Here is a 15,143-nt window from a genome sequence, read left to right as displayed (position 1 = left end):
CCCTCACTGGCCGGTGTGCTGTGCGATGGGCGCTGTGCCCGTTGCGTTGTCGACCTGCACCTGGTCACCGGCCTTGACGTGTTGCAGGCCTTCGACCACCACCTGCTCGCCTGGCGTCAGGCCTTCGCTGACGACCCAGCGATCACCCTGGGCGCTGCCCAGTACCACCTGGCGGTCGCTGACCCGGGCCTGTGCGTCGACCACCAGCACCTTGGGCACGCCAGCACTGTCGCGCAGGATGGCCCGCTGCGGCACGCTCAGGCCTTTGGGCTGTACGGCTTGCTCCAGGCGCACACGCACATAGCTGCCGGGCAGCAGGTCGAGGTCCGGGTTGGGGAACTCGCTGCGCAGGGTGATCTGGTTGGTGCTGGGGTCGACGCTGATGTCGGAGAACAGCAGCTTGCCTGGCAGCGGGTAGGCACTGCCATCGTCCTGGATCAGCGTGGCGCGGGCCTGGCCGTCGCCCACCTGCTGCAGCTCGCCTGCGCGCAAGGCGCGGCGCAAGGCGTTGAGCTCGCGGGTGGACTGGGTGACGTCGGCGTGGATCGGGTCCAGCTGCTGGATGGTCGCCAGCGCCGTGCTTTCGTTTTGCCCGACCAGGGCGCCTTCGGTGACCTGGGCGCGGCCGATACGGCCGGAAATCGGCGCGGTTACCGTGGCGTAGCCGAGGTTCAGGCGGGTGCGCTCCAGGGCGGCCTTGGCGGCGGCCACGTCGGCGTTGGCCTGCAGGAAGCTCGCTTTGGCGTTGTCGTATTCCTGGCGGCTGACGGCCTTGTCGTCGACCAGCTCGCGGTAGCGCTGCTCTTGCAGGCGTGCCTGGTACAGGGTGGCCTCGGCCTTGGCCAAGGTGGCGCGGGCACTGTCATGGTCGGCCTTGAATGGCGCCGGGTCGATCAGGAACAGCACATCGCCTTGCTTGACGTCACTGCCTTCGCGGTACACGCGTTTGAGTACCACGCCCGCGACCCGTGCGCGCACTTCGGCGGTGCGCGGGGCGAGAATGCGGCCACTGAGCTCGCTGCTTATCGCCAAGGGCTGCAATTGCAGGGTTTCCACCCGCACCTGCGGGGTAGGGGCCTTTTCGTCTTGCTCGGCGCTGTCGCCACAGCCAGCCAGGGACAAGCTCATAAACGCCAGAAGCGCCACTGGGCGCAGGCGAGGGGGGAAGGTAGTAGGCATGCGGATCTTCCGATGATGACCGGGTATATGCTACGGCAGCTGTTGCACTGGCGGCTGTTAATACCTGTAGGGTGAGTGTGAAAAAGTGTGAAGATCAATCCTCTGGGCCGGTAGGGTTATATATTCTGCGTACACCTGCACCCGGATTCTCTAGCACCTATGCCGAATATTTTCCTGGTCGAAGACGACAGCGCCCTGTCCGAACTGATCGCCAGCTACCTGCAACGCAACGACTTTCATGTCCAGGTGATCGCCCGGGGAGACCATGTGCTGGACGAGTTCCGCCGGCAAAAACCGGACCTGGTCATCCTCGACCTGATGCTGCCGGGCATCGACGGCTTGCAACTGTGCCGCCTGTTGCGCCAGGAGTCGCAGAGCCTGCCCATCCTGATGCTGACTGCGCGTGATGACAGCCATGACCAGGTACTGGGCCTGGAAATGGGGGCCGATGATTACGTGACCAAACCCTGTGAACCACGCGTGCTGCTGGCCCGGGTGCGTACGCTGCTGCGTCGTAGCAGCATCAATGAGCCGCGCCTGGACAACGACCTGATCCTGATCGGGGGGTTGCGCATCGACCTGGCCGAGCGCACGGTCAGTTGGCGTGGCGAAGAAGTGGAGCTGTCCAGTGGTGAGTACAACCTGCTGGTGGTGCTGGCACGCAATGCGGGCGAGGTGATGAACCGCGACCGAATCCTGCAACAACTGCGGGGTATCGAGTTCAATGGCACCGATCGTTCCGTGGACGTGGCCATCTCCAAACTGAGGCGCAAGTTCGACGACAACGCCGGCGAAGCGCGCAAGATCAAGACCGTGTGGGGCAAGGGTTACCTGTTCAGCCGCGTCGAGTGGGAGTGCTGATCGGCCATGCTCAAGATCCTGGTGCGGCTGTACCTGGTGATCATCGTTGCCTACGCCGGTGCGTTGCTGTTCATCCCCGACACCATTGTCGGCCTGTTCCGCGACCGCTTCATGGCCTACAACCTGGACCAGGCCAAGGGCGTGCAGGCGTTGATCGTGCGCCAGTTCCGCCAGGCCCCGCGCGAGCAGTGGCCAGCCGTGGCGCAAGAACTGGCCAGCGATTTCGCGCCGCTGGAATTGCAACTGCTGCGCATGGACCAAGCCGGCCTGAGCGATGAGGAACAGGCGCGCCTGGAGCATGGTTTGTACGCGGTGCGCATTGCCGAGTGGGGCTACTACGAAACGGTGCTGGCACCGCTGGACAAGGAATGGCTGGTGCGCCTGCACTCACCGCCAGACCCGCTGGACATCAACGTGTTGTCGTGGGGGGTGACCGTACTGATCGGTGCGGCCATGCTGGGGTGCCTGCTGCTGTGGGTATGGCCGCACTGGCGCGACCTGGAGCGCCTGAAGGAAACCGCCCGGCGCCTGGGTCAGGGGCAGATGGCCGAACGTACGCACATTTCACCGCATTCCAACATTGGTGAGCTGGCCGGCGTGTTCGACACCATGGCCAGCGACCTGGAGCGCCACGTCAACCAGCAGCGCGAGCTGCTGAATGCAGTGTCGCACGAATTGCGCACACCCCTGACCCGGCTGGATTTCGGCTTGGTATTGCTGTTCGACGAAGTACCGCCGGCCAGCCGCAAACGTCTGCTGGAACTGGTGGGGCATGTGCGTGAGCTGGATGAACTGGTGCTGGAACTGCTGTCCTACAGCCGGCTGTACAATGCCGACCAGGCCCGCGAGCGGGTTGAAGTATCGTTGCTGGAGCTGGTCGACAGCGTGCTCGGTGGTTTTGCCGAGGAACTCGATGGCCGGGGTATTCGTTGGGAAGTGCAGGCCGAGGGTAATCTGCCCCGGTTCGTGCTGGACCCGCGCTTGACGGCGCGTGCGGTGCAGAACCTGGTGCGCAATGCCATGCGTTATTGCGATGAAAGCCTGTTGCTGCGCCTGCGGCTGGAGGGCGATGGTGCCTGCCTGCTGACAGTGGAGGATGACGGCATTGGCATACCGGTTGAGGAGCGCGAGCGGATTTTCCAACCGTTCTACCGCCTGGACCGCAGCCGCGATCGCAACACCGGCGGGTTTGGCCTTGGGTTGGCGATCAGCCGGCGAGCGATCGAGGGGCAGGGCGGGACCTTGACGGTCGCGCAATCGGCACTGGGCGGTGCGCAGTTCAGGATTCGGCTGCCAGCCGGGTAGTCCACAACACAAACCGGTCTTTGCCCGTGTGCTTGGCTTCATACAGCGCCTGGTCAGCCTTGATCGGCGCCATGGTCAACGTATCGCCTGGGGACAGCTGCGCCAGGCCGATACTGATGGTTACCGGGTGTGTGCCTGCATCTTCACGCACTCTGCGTACCAATGCCTCCACCTGGTGACTCAATTCTGTGGCAACACGCCTCGGGCCCAGGGCCGGTAGCGCAAGGCAAACACCGCCTCGGCATGGCACCCACTACCCAGCTTCGGTTCGGCAGGCTCAGCCCTGAATGCCTGCCCTGGCCCGCTCACCTGGCGGAACGCCTCGCGCACCACGCCCACCCGGCACGGCAAAGCCTATTCGTAGCCTTGGCGCACCAACGCGGACAAACGCCCGGTCCCGGCGCCATCCTGCCACCAGACAGTCAAGCCCAACCCGGCCAGTTGCTCCAGCCACGCAGCGTTGATTCCTGGCGACAATTTGCCCGCGCTGAACGCACTGATATGCAACGGTTTGTCCAGCTGGCGGTTGAAGGCCTGCAACTGGATGTACAGCGCATCGCGCCGTTCAGCCTCGCGAAAATGCTGGTCGTCCAGCTCCATGGGGAGGTACCAGCCATCCACCGGCAACTGCCAGGCGTTGCGCAGTTGCTGGTATTGGCTGAGCGAGCGGCCCAACTGCGCTTTCCAGTAGCTGTTCTGACCTTCGCCGTCCAACGCTTCAAGGCGTTGGTAATAGGCCGGGTCCATGTACAACCCCAAGACCAGTTGCAGCCCTTGGGCATGCGCCGAGCGCAGGCTGTTTGCCAGCCAGCCCTGGGCACCGCCAAAATCGCTGTCACCATACGCGCTCCACTGCACGATCAAGGTCTTGCCACCCTACGCCACGGTGGCGTGCCACAGCTGTTGCCACTGGGCAGGGGTGATACTGGCATCGCGGTTCAGGGGTTGGTAGAACAGGCGCTGGTCAGCTGTGGCCGGCAGGCACAGGGCAAGCAGGCAGAAGGCGAGGATCTTCGGCCTTGCTGGTGGGGCCGGGGCGGGCGCACACCACCTTGTGCGCGTTGGGGTAGTGCAGGCACACCGCGTCGACGTCGGCCTGGGTTTGCGGGTCGTTCGGGTAGGTGCCGACAAAGATCTGGTAGTTCTCGTAGTCGATGGTGGAGGCCGCCAGGTGCGCCATTTCACCGACCACGCCCACTACATTCCAGGCCGGGACCATGATGGCCAAAGGTTTTTCCGGGACTTCGTACAGGCGTTTCTCGTCGGCTTTCTCAAACTTGTCGTAGATGCGAAAACGCCGGATCAGCTTTCGCCCCCAGTAGCACAGGTCGATGAACAGGTCGTCCAGGCCCAGCAGGAACATCAACAAGGCGAGGGTGATCGCCAGGATCTTCAGGCCGAACAGCACATAGGTGAGAAAATCGATGAATGCCAGGCTCATGTGGCAGTCACCGGCAGGGTGGAGTAGGCCATCGTCTGTATCCTCGCTCGGTTCCCTCGACGAAGTTGTACGACATGTCGCCGTTTGTACGGGATAGATACAAGCAGCCGAATACGAGGTTGTCCAAAATTCGGGCTTTTTCTTGTGGGCCACATCTTGTAGTTTTACAGGTCGTTTACCCAGGGAGCTGAACATGCAAGGCAAGGCGCGCAAGATCGTCCAGGCCATTCTTTACGAGGCCATCGCTGTGGCCTGCGTGGCGCCTGCACTGGAGCTGGCGTTCGGTGCCGGCATGGCGCAGTCGACCGTGCTGTCGGTGCTGATGTCGGGCATCGCGATGAGCTGGAACATGGGCTACAACTGGGTGTTCGAGCGTTGGGAAGCGCGCCAGCATCAGCGTGAGCGCACCTTCATGCGGCGCTTGCTGCATGCGCTGGGTTTCGAGGGTGGTCTGGTGGTGATTTTGCTGCCGCTGGTGGCGTACTGGCTGGACGTCAGCCTGTGGGCGGCGCTGCTGACCAACCTGGCGTTGTTCGTGTTCTTCTTCGTTTACGCCTTTGTCTTCCAGTGGGGGTTCGACAAGGTGTTCGATGTGCCGCTTTCGGCGCAGCAAGCCAAGTGTTGACTTTGTGCTGCGCTACCGGCTAAGTTCCTACCCCATGAATACATTCCCGCACGTGAGCGCCATTATTATTACCGCCATTATCAGCTTGGCGGGCTAGCGCGTACGTGCACCGAACCCGCCCTGGAGGCGGGTTTCTTCTCTCTGACTCCTGGGCACACTGAAAACAGCCAAGGAGTCATCGATGACCAGCTTCAGCGTCCCGCGTACTGCAGTCACCCCCCAGCAACTGCTGTCGGAACAGGTGCGGCGCATTCTTGCCGCCCCGGTGTACGACCTGGCCATCGAAACGCCCCTGCAAGCCGCGCCTGCCTTGTCTGCCAGCCTGGGTAACCAGGTATTGCTCAAGCGCGAAGACCTGCAGCCGACCTTCTCGTTCAAGATCCGTGGTGCCTACACCCGGCTGTCGCGCCTGACCCGTGCGCAGCGTGAGCGCGGGGTCATTACCGCTTCGGCCGGCAACCATGCCCAAGGCGTGGCCATGGCAGCCTCGCACCTGGGCATGAAGGCCACCATCGTCATGCCAACCACCACGCCATCGCTGAAGGTAGAGGGGGTGCGTTCGCGTGGCGGCCATGTGGTGCTGCACGGTGAAAGCTTTCCGCACGCCTTGGCGCACGCGTTGAAGCTGGCCGACAGTGAAGGGGCCACCTTCGTGCCACCGTTCGATGACCCGGACGTGATCGCCGGGCAGGGCACGGTGGCCATGGAAATCCTGCGCCAGCGCCCGGGGGCGCTGGATGCCATCTTCGTACCGGTCGGTGGTGGCGGCTTGATCGCTGGCATTGCTGCCTATGTGAAGTACCTGCGCCCGGAGGTGAAGGTGATCGGCGTGGAGCCGGAAGACTCCAACTGCCTGCAGGCTGCCATGGCTGCTGGTGAGCGGGTGATCCTGCCGCAGGTCGGTACGTTCGCCGATGGTGTAGCGGTGGCGCAGATCGGCGCCCATTGCTTCGAGCTGTGCCGGCACTTCGTCGACGAGGTGGTGACCGTGAGCAGCGATGAGCTGTGTGCGGCGATCAAGGACATCTACGACGATACCCGTTCGATCACCGAGCCGTCCGGCGCCTTGGCGGTGGCCGGGATCAAAAAGTACGTGGCACGCGACGGCGTACAGGGGCAGACGCTGGTGGCCATCGATTCCGGGGCGAACGTCAACTTCGACCGCCTGCGCCATGTGGCCGAGCGGGCCGAGCTGGGGGAACAGCGCGAGGCGATCATCGCTGTGACCATTCCGGAACAGCCGGGCAGCTTCCGCGCGTTTTGCCAGGCGCTGGGCAAGCGGCAGATCACCGAGTTCAACTATCGCTATTACCCGGGTAAGGAAGCTCGCCTGTTTGTGGGTGTGCAGACCCATCCGCTGCACGACCCGCGCGAGCAGTTGCTGGCCAACCTGCGCGAGCAGGGTTACAGCGTGCTGGACCTGACCGAAAACGAGCTGGCCAAGCTGCATGTGCGTCATACCGTGGGTGGCCACGCCGCGCCGGGTGCGGATGAGCGGGTCATGCGTTTCGAGTTCCCCGAGCGGCCCGGGGCATTGTTGGGCTTTTTGGAGCGGCTGGGCAAGCGCTGGAACATCAGCCTGTTCCACTACCGCAACCATGGGGCGGCGGAGGCCCGGGTATTCGCGGCGTTGGAGGTGCCGGGGGACGAGGTAGCGGGGTTGCCGTTGGCGCTGGATGAGATGGGGTATCGGTATTGGGATGAGACGGATAACCCGGCTTACAAGCTGTTCCTAGGGTGACCTGAAAGCTTGGGGCTGCCTGTACTGAGTACTGCGTAGCTATTCAGCATTGCGCGGTCCCTGTGGGAGCTGGCTTGCCGGCGCTGGGCCGCGAAGCGGCCCTAGGATTTCAGCGTTCACGCATGAAAAAGCCGGCAACGAACTTGCGGAAGGTTTCCAGGCTCTTGAAGTCGGCATAGCGCTTGAAGTTCTCGGCATCTGGCTCGGGCCCGATCGGCTGCTCCAGCAATGACACCGACAGCACGCGGTCCTGGTCCGAGGTCAGCACCAGTTCATCCATGACCTGCCCGCCGATGACCGGCCGGCGCATTTGCACTTTCACACCTTTGCTGGCCATCCAGTCAATCAACGACACCAACGCCTTGAGCGGCTCACGCTCTTCATCGCGATACACAGGGAACAAGTGGGCACGGGACAGCACCGGTACGCTGGCCACATGGATCAGCTCATAGAAATGGCTACCGGCGCTGGTGGGTGAGTAGATCATCAGCGCCAGTAATGGCCCGGTGGTACGGCTACCGCCCCAATACAGGTGGTGCCCCTGGAAGTCGAAACCATCTTCACTGCGGTTGTTGAACAGCTTGCGCCCTTTGATCTGGTCGACACAGTCCAGCAGCAAGCCGTGGCGGCGGTGGTTACCGAACACCGTGGCTTCGCGAAGTCGGGACTTGAGCATCATCATGTGCTTCATGTCCAGGCGGGTTTCCAGGTAATTGCTGGCGGGCACCCGCTCCAGCAGCGGGTAGCGGCTGGCCACGCTGCGCAATTCAGCAAACTGGGTGGTCAGGTCCTTTTTCAGGTGGGTGGCGTAAAGATTGAGGCCGCTGGTTTCGATCCAGGTCAGCAGCAGTGACAGCAGGCGCTGTTGTTCGCGGCGGTCGTTGCTATCGCCGCTGGCACTGCTGGTGGCGCTGCGAAAGTCGCCGATCAGGCGCAGTGGCGTGTCGGGCGGCAGCCAGGCTGCAGGGGGGGCAGGGTCGTTTTCACGCTCGTCGGCCTCACGCTCGTCCTTGGTGAACGGGCAGCCGGGTGTGTGTTCTGCCGTGCCCGGGTTGTTTTTGAGAAACAGCGTGCCGGTGCTGCCGTTGAGGGTGACATTGAGCACCGGCAAGGCGTCGCTGCGGCAGTCACAGGCCAGCCACTGGTTTGCATTGCGCACTTTCATCAGCAGCTGGTTGGCCTGCAGCAGGCGTGGGCCGCCGAGGCTGCCGGTGGCAAAGCCGACCAGCAGCTCTTCTTCGGCGGGGGTCAGGCTGCGCACCTGTGCGGCGGATTTGTCGATGATTCGCATGAAGCAGCTCCGAGCTACGAGCCTCAAGCTTCAAGCAAAGTCGCGCCGCTTTCAACTTGCCGCTCAGTTGCCGCCAAACATCTTCGCGGCGCGGGCACGAATTTCGTCCGGGGTGAGGTCCTCCTTGTGGGTGGAGACGAACCAGATATTGCCGAACGGGTCTTTCAGGGTGCCGCTGCGGTCGCCGTAGAACTGGTCCGTCAACGGATGCAACTGGGTGCCGCCGGCCGCCAATGCTTGGGCGTAGACCTTGTCGCAGTCCTCGACATACAGGTGCAGGCCCACGCCTGCGCCGCTGAGTTTCTGGCTGGCGGTAAGGCCGCCCTCCATGTCGCAGGGGTCGCCCAGCATCAGCGAGGAATCACCGATTTTCAGCTCGGCATGGCCCACACGGCCACCTGGGGCATCGAGGCGGAACATTTCGACTGCACCAAAGGCCTGCTTGTAGAACTCGATGGCCTTGGCGGCATCGTTGATGGCCAGGTACGGGGTAAGGCTGTGCTGGCCTTCGGGGATGGGTTTGGCTGCCATGTTCGACTCTCCTTCGCAGTGGGCGCCGGAGGGCGCCCTGTCGCTTAGAGTCGTTTGCACAGAGGGAAAATCGACATTGGCGCTAGATCAATTTCCTATAAGCGCGGCCGTCAGAAGATATAGTCGGTGGTCAGGAAGCTCGACTGGCGGTTGCGGATGATTTCGCTGATCAGCGCCTTGTTGGCCTCCTGGAAGCGGGTGGCGACCAGTGTGCGGATGGAGAACACACGCAAGGCGTCATGCACCGACAGGGTGCCTTCGGCGCTGTTCTTGCGGCCGTTGAACGGGTAGGTGTCCGGGCCACGTTGGCACTGCGCATTGATGTTGATGCGCCCGACCTGGTTGGCGAAGGTGTCGACCAGGCTGCCAATGGTTGCCGGGTCGTTGCCGAACAGGCTCAGTTGCTGGCCGTAATCGGAGTCCAGCACGTAGTCGATCACGGTTTGCAGGTCGCGGTAGGGTACTACAGGCACCAGGGGGCCGAATTGCTCTTCATGGTATACGCGCATTTCGTGGTTAACCGGGTACAGCAAGGCCGGGTAGAAGAATGAGCCGCGGCTCTGCCCGCCACCTTCGTTGAACACGCGTGCGCCCTTGGCCGTGGCATCGGCAACCAGGCCGTCGAGGTAGTCGACCTTGCCAGGCTCGGGCAGCGGTGTCAGTGCTACACCCGGCTCCCACGGCATGCCAGGTTTGAGCGCGGCCAGTTTGCGCTGGAACTTGTCGAGGAAGGCGTCGACCACATCCTCGTGGACAAACAGGATTTTCAGTGCCGTGCAGCGCTGGCCGTTGAACGACAGTGCACCGGTGACCGCTTCTTCTACGGCGTTGTCGAGGTCGACCTGGGGCAGCACGATACCCGGGTTCTTGGCATCCAGCCCCAGCGCGGCGCGCAGGCGGTGAGGGCGTGGGTGCAACTTTTTCAGGTCGCTGGCGGCCTTGTGGGTACCGATGAAGGCGAACACATCGACGTTGCCGCTGGCCATCAGCGCGCTCACGGTTTCCCGGCCTCGACCATAGATGACGTTGATCACCCCGGGCGGGAAGCTGTCACGGAAGGCTTCGAGCAGCGGGCGGATCAACAGCACACCGAACTTGGCGGGCTTGAATACCACGGTATTGCCCATGATCAGCGCGGGGATCAGCGTGGTGAAGGTTTCATTGAGCGGGTAGTTGTAGGGGCCCATGCACAGGGCGACACCCAGCGGCGCCCGGCGGATCTGGCCCAGCGTGCCTTGTTCAAGCTCGAAGCGGCTGGAGCGGCGGTCGAGATCCTTGAGGGCGTTGATGGTGTCGACGATGTAGTCGCAGGTGCGGTCGAATTCCTTTTCCGAGTCCTTGAGGTTTTTGCCAATCTCCCACATCAGCAACTTGACCACGGCCTGGCGCTGCTCGTGCATGCGTGCCAGGAAGGTTTCGACGTGCTGGATACGCTCGGCCACACGCATGTTCGGCCAGGCACCACGGCCCTTGTCGTAGGCCTGAACCGCAGCGTCGAGCGCGGTAAGGGCGGTGTCGGCATCAAGCAGTGGGGTGCTGCCCAGCACCACTTGGCGTTCTTCGCCGCCTTCTTTGAGCCAGACCGGGCTGCGTACCGTGGCCAGGGCGCCGTCCCAGCGCCTGAGCTCGCCGTTCACCAGGTAATCACGTTGTTCCAGGGGGGCTTCCAGGCGCCAGATTTGCGGGATGCTTTCGGCGTTGGGGAAGAGTGAATCGAGCAGACGGTCCATGGGTACTGCACCTCACTTGGCAGGGCGGTTTTCAAGCCGGGTGAATCGCTTCAGCTGCGAGCATGCACCGGCTGCCGAAAAAACACCAGTCTGGCTCAACGTGGCCCCTCGTGCTTGTCGACAGGTCACCTTAGGGTTCAAGGACTGTTATGCAAAGACGGCATCAAGGGTTATCGATTGATAGCGAAGTGATAATTGCAGCGGCGCGCGCCGGGCACGGTTATAGCAAAGTGCTTGTTGGGCATGCACTTCATGCAGGAATTTTGACGCCATTAAACTTGATCTAAAGTTAGCGGGGAACCGCTTGCCAAAGCGTTTGCAGGCATCTTAAATTGTTACTGAATGTGATAAAGAAGTTTGAGTTCATACTATAAAAATCAAGACGTTAGGTGTTTTTGCTGATTTTTTCTCTTTTTCCGATAGACCATAGAGCACTTCAAAGGGCGTCGAAGAAGAAATGAAAGAGACCTTGACGGCTGTGGCGCGAAAATTCCTGTCGCCCTCCATGCGCTACGAAATGAGGCTGCTGGCCAGCAAGGTGCGTGAAGTGTTGGCGCGTGCCTGTTTCTGGCGTTGGGAAGTTGCCAGGTTCCGGATGCAGCAGGAAAGCCCGTACGAAATCCTCTACATAGGGCGCAAGCAGCAACGGGAAATGGCCAAACTGCTGATTGGCGGCAAGGGTCAGGGCAGCGCATCGGTCGTGGAGGGTGCAAGCGCGACTGCGGCGGCCAACCATGTTGTGGTGATTAGCGAAATGCCCACGACGGGCGCGTTGTCGGTGCCGCATTACCTGAGTGCCGTGGTTCCGCTGGGGCGGCCGCTGGAAGACATCACGGCCCGCTACGACAGCGAACTGCGCCGCAGCATCCGCAAGAACCGCCCGCTTTACCAGATGCGTAAAACCCTCTCGGACGACGAGATCGCCATGGCTGACCGGGACCTGCTGCGCCCCTATGCCACGGCCAGGCAAGGCATACATGCGGCACAGTTCCCCACGGACGAAGTGTTCCGGATTGCCAAGAGCGTTGGCCGGCTCGACCTGATTACCTTGGGCGATGAGGTAATCGGCTGCCACTTGGGGTGCGAAGTGGTGCGCGGCGGCAAGCGCTACTGGAGCACCTTGCGCTTTGGCTATTGCGAAGCGGTGTTTTCCGATGCCAAGAAGTTGCGCGAAGTGAACTCCATCACCACGTTCATGGCCCTTGAGTGGGCGCTGGAACAGGGCTTCGATTATTACGACATTGGCCTGTGCCTGGCGCGGCCAGATGACGGGCTGTTGAAGTGGAAGCGCCGGCGTGGCGGCGATATCGACTCGTTGGGCAACCATGCCTACCTGTTCGTTCGCTTGCCCAAGGCCGGCACGGCGAAGTTTTTGTGGGACACGCCGATGTTCGCGGTCGAAGGCGACAAGCTCACGTTGCACCTGGGGTTGCCCGAGGGGCCGAGTGAAGAAGAATTTGCCAGCCGCTACCATGAAATGGTGTTTGGCGGGCTGCACAAGATTTACCTGTATGGCGGCAACGGCGCAGGCGAACCGTTCGTGGAAGCGCTGCGCAGCCGGTATGCCAACCTGCAATCCCCTCCCGCGATGGAAAGGGTGATGTCCAACTGAGTGTTAGCCAGGGATGCGTAGAGAGGGCGCGATGCGCCCGGTTTCTGATTTCGTTACCAAGGGAGGACGCTTCATGGGAAGCGACATCTCGCAGTTCATTGCATCGCTTGCAGCCAGGCAGCACACCTGGACACTGGCTGCCTACCGCTACATGGCACGCAAGCGCCTAGGCAAGAACACGGCCATCGACCTCAAGAGTGTGGCCACCAAGAGCTGGGACATTGCGCCGGGCGAGACCACGGTGTCGCCACCGGCCATCTACCTGCCCGGCCAGCTGGAGCGGGTGACGGGCTGGGAGGGCAAGCGTTTTTACCCCTACGTACACCCTGCGCGCACCATGGAGGGCGGCATCAGTACGGTACAAGGGCCAACCCGGGGCTACCTGATCAAGAATGTGTGGTTGGTCGATGGTGCGTTGTACAAGGGCAAGGCCAGCCATTGGTTGTCACTGAAACCCAGCACCTTTCCGGGCATCATCGTGGACAACGAAATTGATCGTGCAGCTATTTATTGCACGCAAAACGGCAATTCCTGGTTTGGCACCTGGCTGATGGAAGATTGCCCGACCTATGCGCTGGCCTGTAATGAAGGCATCCCCGTGACCACCGCCCCCTCGGCCAAGTACCCGCTGTTTACCCAGGCCCCCGCCTATGAAGACTGGCTGGACATGAAGCCGCTGCGCCTGCGCAGTGCGTTTTTCCGTGAGCTGGTGCTGTTCGACGATCAGAGCAACAACCGTAGCCGTCACGCCCGCTACAGGGCCATGGGGGACAAGCTGCTGTCGCATGTGTCGCACGCCCCACACCCAGGCGTGTTCCTGCTGCGGGGCGGCGACGGCGACCTGCGCCTGCTGCGCAATGAGCTGGAGCTTGCCGAGCATTTGCGGGTTACCCGTGGGTTTCGCGTGGTCAACCCGCTGAAGTCTGATGTACCGAGTATTGTCGCAGCCTGTGCCGGGGCAAACGTGGTCATTGGCGTAGAGGGTAGCCAACTGGTGCATGGTGTGAATGTGTTGCAGCCTGGCGGTAGCCTGCTGACCTTGCAGCCGCCTAACCGGTTTGTCAGTTACTACAAATACCTGACGGACCGCGACCACCAGCAGTTCGGCTTTGTGGTGGGGATACCGGAGGGCGATGGTTTCAGGATCGATATTGGTGAAGTGGAACGCACGCTTGATCTGTTTGCGCGATAACCGTGTAGTATCGGGGCATCTGAGCAACGTGTGGGCGAGGGGATGATCGAGGTATCACGGTTCTGGCGTGACCCTGCTTTGCCCTTTGTCGAAGCCCGGCGGGTAGGGGACGGGCGGCAGGTGTGTTATGCCGCACATTCCCACGAGAGCTTTTCCATCGGTGTGATCACCGGTGGGCGCAGCACTTACCTGAACGGGGGCCTGCGCATTGAGGTGGGGGCCGGCACCACGGTGCTGATGAACCCGGGCGTGGTGCATACCTGCAATCCCATCGATGGCGAGCCTTGGTCCTACCTGATGCTGTTCGTCGACTTGCCCTGGCTACAGGCGCTGGGTTTCACCTTGCCGACGCAAACCTGGAGTAGCTCGCCTGCGTTGTACCAACGTTTGATGCAGGCCTTTGCCGACCTGTTCGACGCCAGCGTGCCTGACAGGGAGGCGCGCCTGGCGACCCTGTTTAGTGCATTGCCGGGCTTTCTCTCGGGTGAAACTGGCGCGGGTGAAGCAGGTAACCCACGGCTGGACGCGGCGGCAGCCTTCATACGTGCCCATCGTAGCGATCCGCTGAGCCTGGAAGACATCTGCACCGCCTGCGGCCTGTCACGTTCCTACCTGATTCGTGCATTTGGCCAACGCTTCGGGCTGACGCCGCATGGCTACCTGCTCGACCAGCGCGTACAGCTGGCCAGGGCGCAGCTGCGCCAAGGCCGCGCGATTGCCGAGGTTGCGCAGGAGGCCGGGTTTGCCGACCAGGCGCACCTGCAGCGGGCATTCAAGCAGCACCTGGCGGCGACACCGGGGCATTACCGCAATGCCGCTGGCGTCAGATAACCAGGTAGCCCGCACTGCCCACCAGCAATACCGCCAACCCTCGATTGAGCAAGCGCACGTGCCGTGGGTTGCCCAGATACTGGCGAATCATGCTCCCGGCCCATGCCCAGCACGCGACCGAAACAAAACAGATCGGGCCATATATCCAGGCAAAGAGCCACAGCAGGTGCTGCTCACCCCCCGTGTAAGCGCCGACCCCGGCCACTGCTGCCAGCCAAGCCTTGGGGTTTAACCATTGCATCGCCACGCCGTGCCAGGCTGAAGGCGCTGTTGTCGAGTGTGTGTTGGTCAGCCGGCCGTTATCGCTGGCCAGCTTCCACGCCATGTACAGCAGAAATGCGACCCCGCCCCAGTGCAACAGCATGCCCAGTAGCGGCCAGCGCAGCAGCAGTTGATGCAGGCCCAGCCCGACCAGCACCAGCAACAGGCAGAAGCCCAGCGTGGCGCCGGCCACATGCGCCAGGCTGGCGCGTAAGCCATGGTTGGCGCCGCTGCTCAGGGCAATGATGTTGACCGGGCCGGGGGAAATCGACGCCGCCAGTGCGAAGGCGGCCATGGACAGGGACAGGCTCATGAGAAAGATCCGGTGGCTGGAAGAAACCGTGATTTTCAGCCGTTGGCTGTCGAGGGTATTGAAGAAAAGTACCCCCCAAATGCCACCTCACACCTGATACAGGTTTTGTAATAGTTTTGCGCTATCAGAGAAACCAGTGCTGCTTGTAGGATCATTTTCCCAATTTGTTAACAAGGTCTATATGAGCACCTTCGCGGAGCCCCCCAGTTTTCGGCCGTTCTGGCCATCCT

At 62.1% G+C, this 15,143-nt stretch carries 12 protein-coding genes and 3 pseudogenes; 7 read left to right on the top strand and 8 right to left on the bottom strand.

The window, feature by feature from the left end:
* Positions 1-3 precede the first annotated feature (3 nt).
* Entirely contained in the window at positions 4-1,179 is a 1,176-nt protein-coding gene (locus tag PM2_RS07450; protein WP_028698873.1) for an efflux RND transporter periplasmic adaptor subunit, read from the bottom strand.
* A 159-nt stretch (positions 1,180-1,338) separates the two neighbouring features.
* On the opposite strand from PM2_RS07450, the gene PM2_RS07445 reads away from it, so the two are divergent.
* Both PM2_RS07445 and PM2_RS07440 read left to right on the top strand, forming a co-directional pair.
* Positions 1,339-2,040 (top strand): response regulator, encoded by a 702-nt coding sequence (locus tag PM2_RS07445; protein ID WP_016713986.1) that lies wholly within the window; start codon positions 1,339-1,341, stop codon positions 2,038-2,040.
* A gap of 6 nt (positions 2,041-2,046) precedes the next feature.
* A complete protein-coding gene (locus PM2_RS07440; RefSeq protein ID WP_016713987.1) occupies positions 2,047-3,345 on the top strand; it encodes an ATP-binding protein in 1,299 nt (432 codons plus the stop codon).
* Here PM2_RS07440 and PM2_RS07435 read toward each other — a convergent pair.
* The 3 pseudogenes from PM2_RS07435 to PM2_RS07425 form a co-directional block, all read right to left on the bottom strand.
* Positions 3,320-3,520 (bottom strand): annotated as a pseudogene (locus tag PM2_RS07435) (nucleotidyl cyclase domain-containing protein); the annotation flags it as partial. The gene PM2_RS07440 and the pseudogene PM2_RS07435 sit on opposite strands and share 26 nt — an antisense overlap.
* A 5-nt stretch (positions 3,521-3,525) precedes the next feature.
* Positions 3,526-4,209, bottom strand: a pseudogene (locus PM2_RS07430) (DUF4434 domain-containing protein).
* 148 nt (positions 4,210-4,357) lie between these two features.
* Positions 4,358-4,786: pseudogene (locus tag PM2_RS07425) on the bottom strand (glycosyltransferase); the annotation flags it as partial.
* A gap of 193 nt (positions 4,787-4,979) precedes the next feature.
* Here PM2_RS07425 and PM2_RS07420 point away from each other — a divergent pair.
* Positions 4,980-5,411: a PACE efflux transporter gene (locus PM2_RS07420; RefSeq protein ID WP_016713990.1), complete on the top strand. Its 432-nt coding sequence runs from the start codon at positions 4,980-4,982 to the stop codon at positions 5,409-5,411.
* A gap of 181 nt (positions 5,412-5,592) precedes the next feature.
* The gene (ilvA, locus tag PM2_RS07415) at positions 5,593-7,152 is read left to right on the top strand and encodes a threonine ammonia-lyase, biosynthetic (protein WP_028698875.1); all 1,560 of its coding nucleotides are present in this window, start codon (positions 5,593-5,595) and stop codon (positions 7,150-7,152) included.
* 109 nt (positions 7,153-7,261) lie between these two features.
* On the opposite strand, the gene PM2_RS07410 is transcribed toward ilvA, so the two are convergent.
* The 3 genes from PM2_RS07410 to PM2_RS07400 all read right to left on the bottom strand — a co-directional run bounded on the left by PM2_RS07410 (position 7,262) and on the right by PM2_RS07400 (position 10,704).
* Positions 7,262-8,443: a DUF8534 domain-containing protein gene (locus PM2_RS07410; protein ID WP_028698876.1), complete on the bottom strand. Its 1,182-nt coding sequence runs from the start codon at positions 8,441-8,443 to the stop codon at positions 7,262-7,264.
* A 63-nt stretch (positions 8,444-8,506) separates the two neighbouring features.
* Positions 8,507-8,974 (bottom strand): VOC family protein, encoded by a 468-nt coding sequence (locus PM2_RS07405; protein WP_028698877.1) that lies wholly within the window; start codon positions 8,972-8,974, stop codon positions 8,507-8,509.
* A gap of 110 nt (positions 8,975-9,084) precedes the next feature.
* Complete coding sequence (locus tag PM2_RS07400) at positions 9,085-10,704, bottom strand: NADP-dependent glyceraldehyde-3-phosphate dehydrogenase (protein ID WP_028698878.1); 1,620 nt, start codon at positions 10,702-10,704, stop codon at positions 9,085-9,087.
* A gap of 457 nt (positions 10,705-11,161) precedes the next feature.
* Here PM2_RS07400 and PM2_RS07395 point away from each other — a divergent pair, with 457 nt between their 5' ends.
* The 3 genes from PM2_RS07395 to PM2_RS07385 all read left to right on the top strand — a co-directional run bounded on the left by PM2_RS07395 (position 11,162) and on the right by PM2_RS07385 (position 14,339).
* A complete protein-coding gene (locus tag PM2_RS07395; RefSeq protein ID WP_016713995.1) occupies positions 11,162-12,316 on the top strand; it encodes a GNAT family N-acetyltransferase in 1,155 nt (384 codons plus the stop codon).
* Positions 12,317-12,389: 73 nt separating this feature from the next.
* Complete coding sequence (locus PM2_RS07390) at positions 12,390-13,508, top strand: glycosyltransferase 61 family protein (protein WP_016713996.1); 1,119 nt, start codon at positions 12,390-12,392, stop codon at positions 13,506-13,508.
* A 42-nt stretch (positions 13,509-13,550) separates the two neighbouring features.
* Entirely contained in the window at positions 13,551-14,339 is a 789-nt protein-coding gene (locus PM2_RS07385) for an AraC family transcriptional regulator (RefSeq protein WP_028698879.1), read from the top strand.
* On the opposite strand, the gene PM2_RS07380 is transcribed toward PM2_RS07385, so the two are convergent.
* Positions 14,332-14,913, bottom strand: coding sequence for a LysE family translocator (locus tag PM2_RS07380; protein ID WP_028698880.1), 582 nt, complete (start codon positions 14,911-14,913; stop codon positions 14,332-14,334). The two genes, PM2_RS07385 and PM2_RS07380, sit on opposite strands and share 8 nt — an antisense overlap.
* Positions 14,914-15,143: the final 230 nt, after the last annotated feature.

It is taken from the genome of Pseudomonas monteilii NBRC 103158 = DSM 14164, from assembly GCF_000730605.1.
GTDB classification, from domain to species: domain Bacteria; phylum Pseudomonadota; class Gammaproteobacteria; order Pseudomonadales; family Pseudomonadaceae; genus Aquipseudomonas; species Aquipseudomonas monteilii.
Note: the sequence above shows the minus strand (reverse complement) of the source record. Positions and strands in the feature narration are given on the sequence as shown.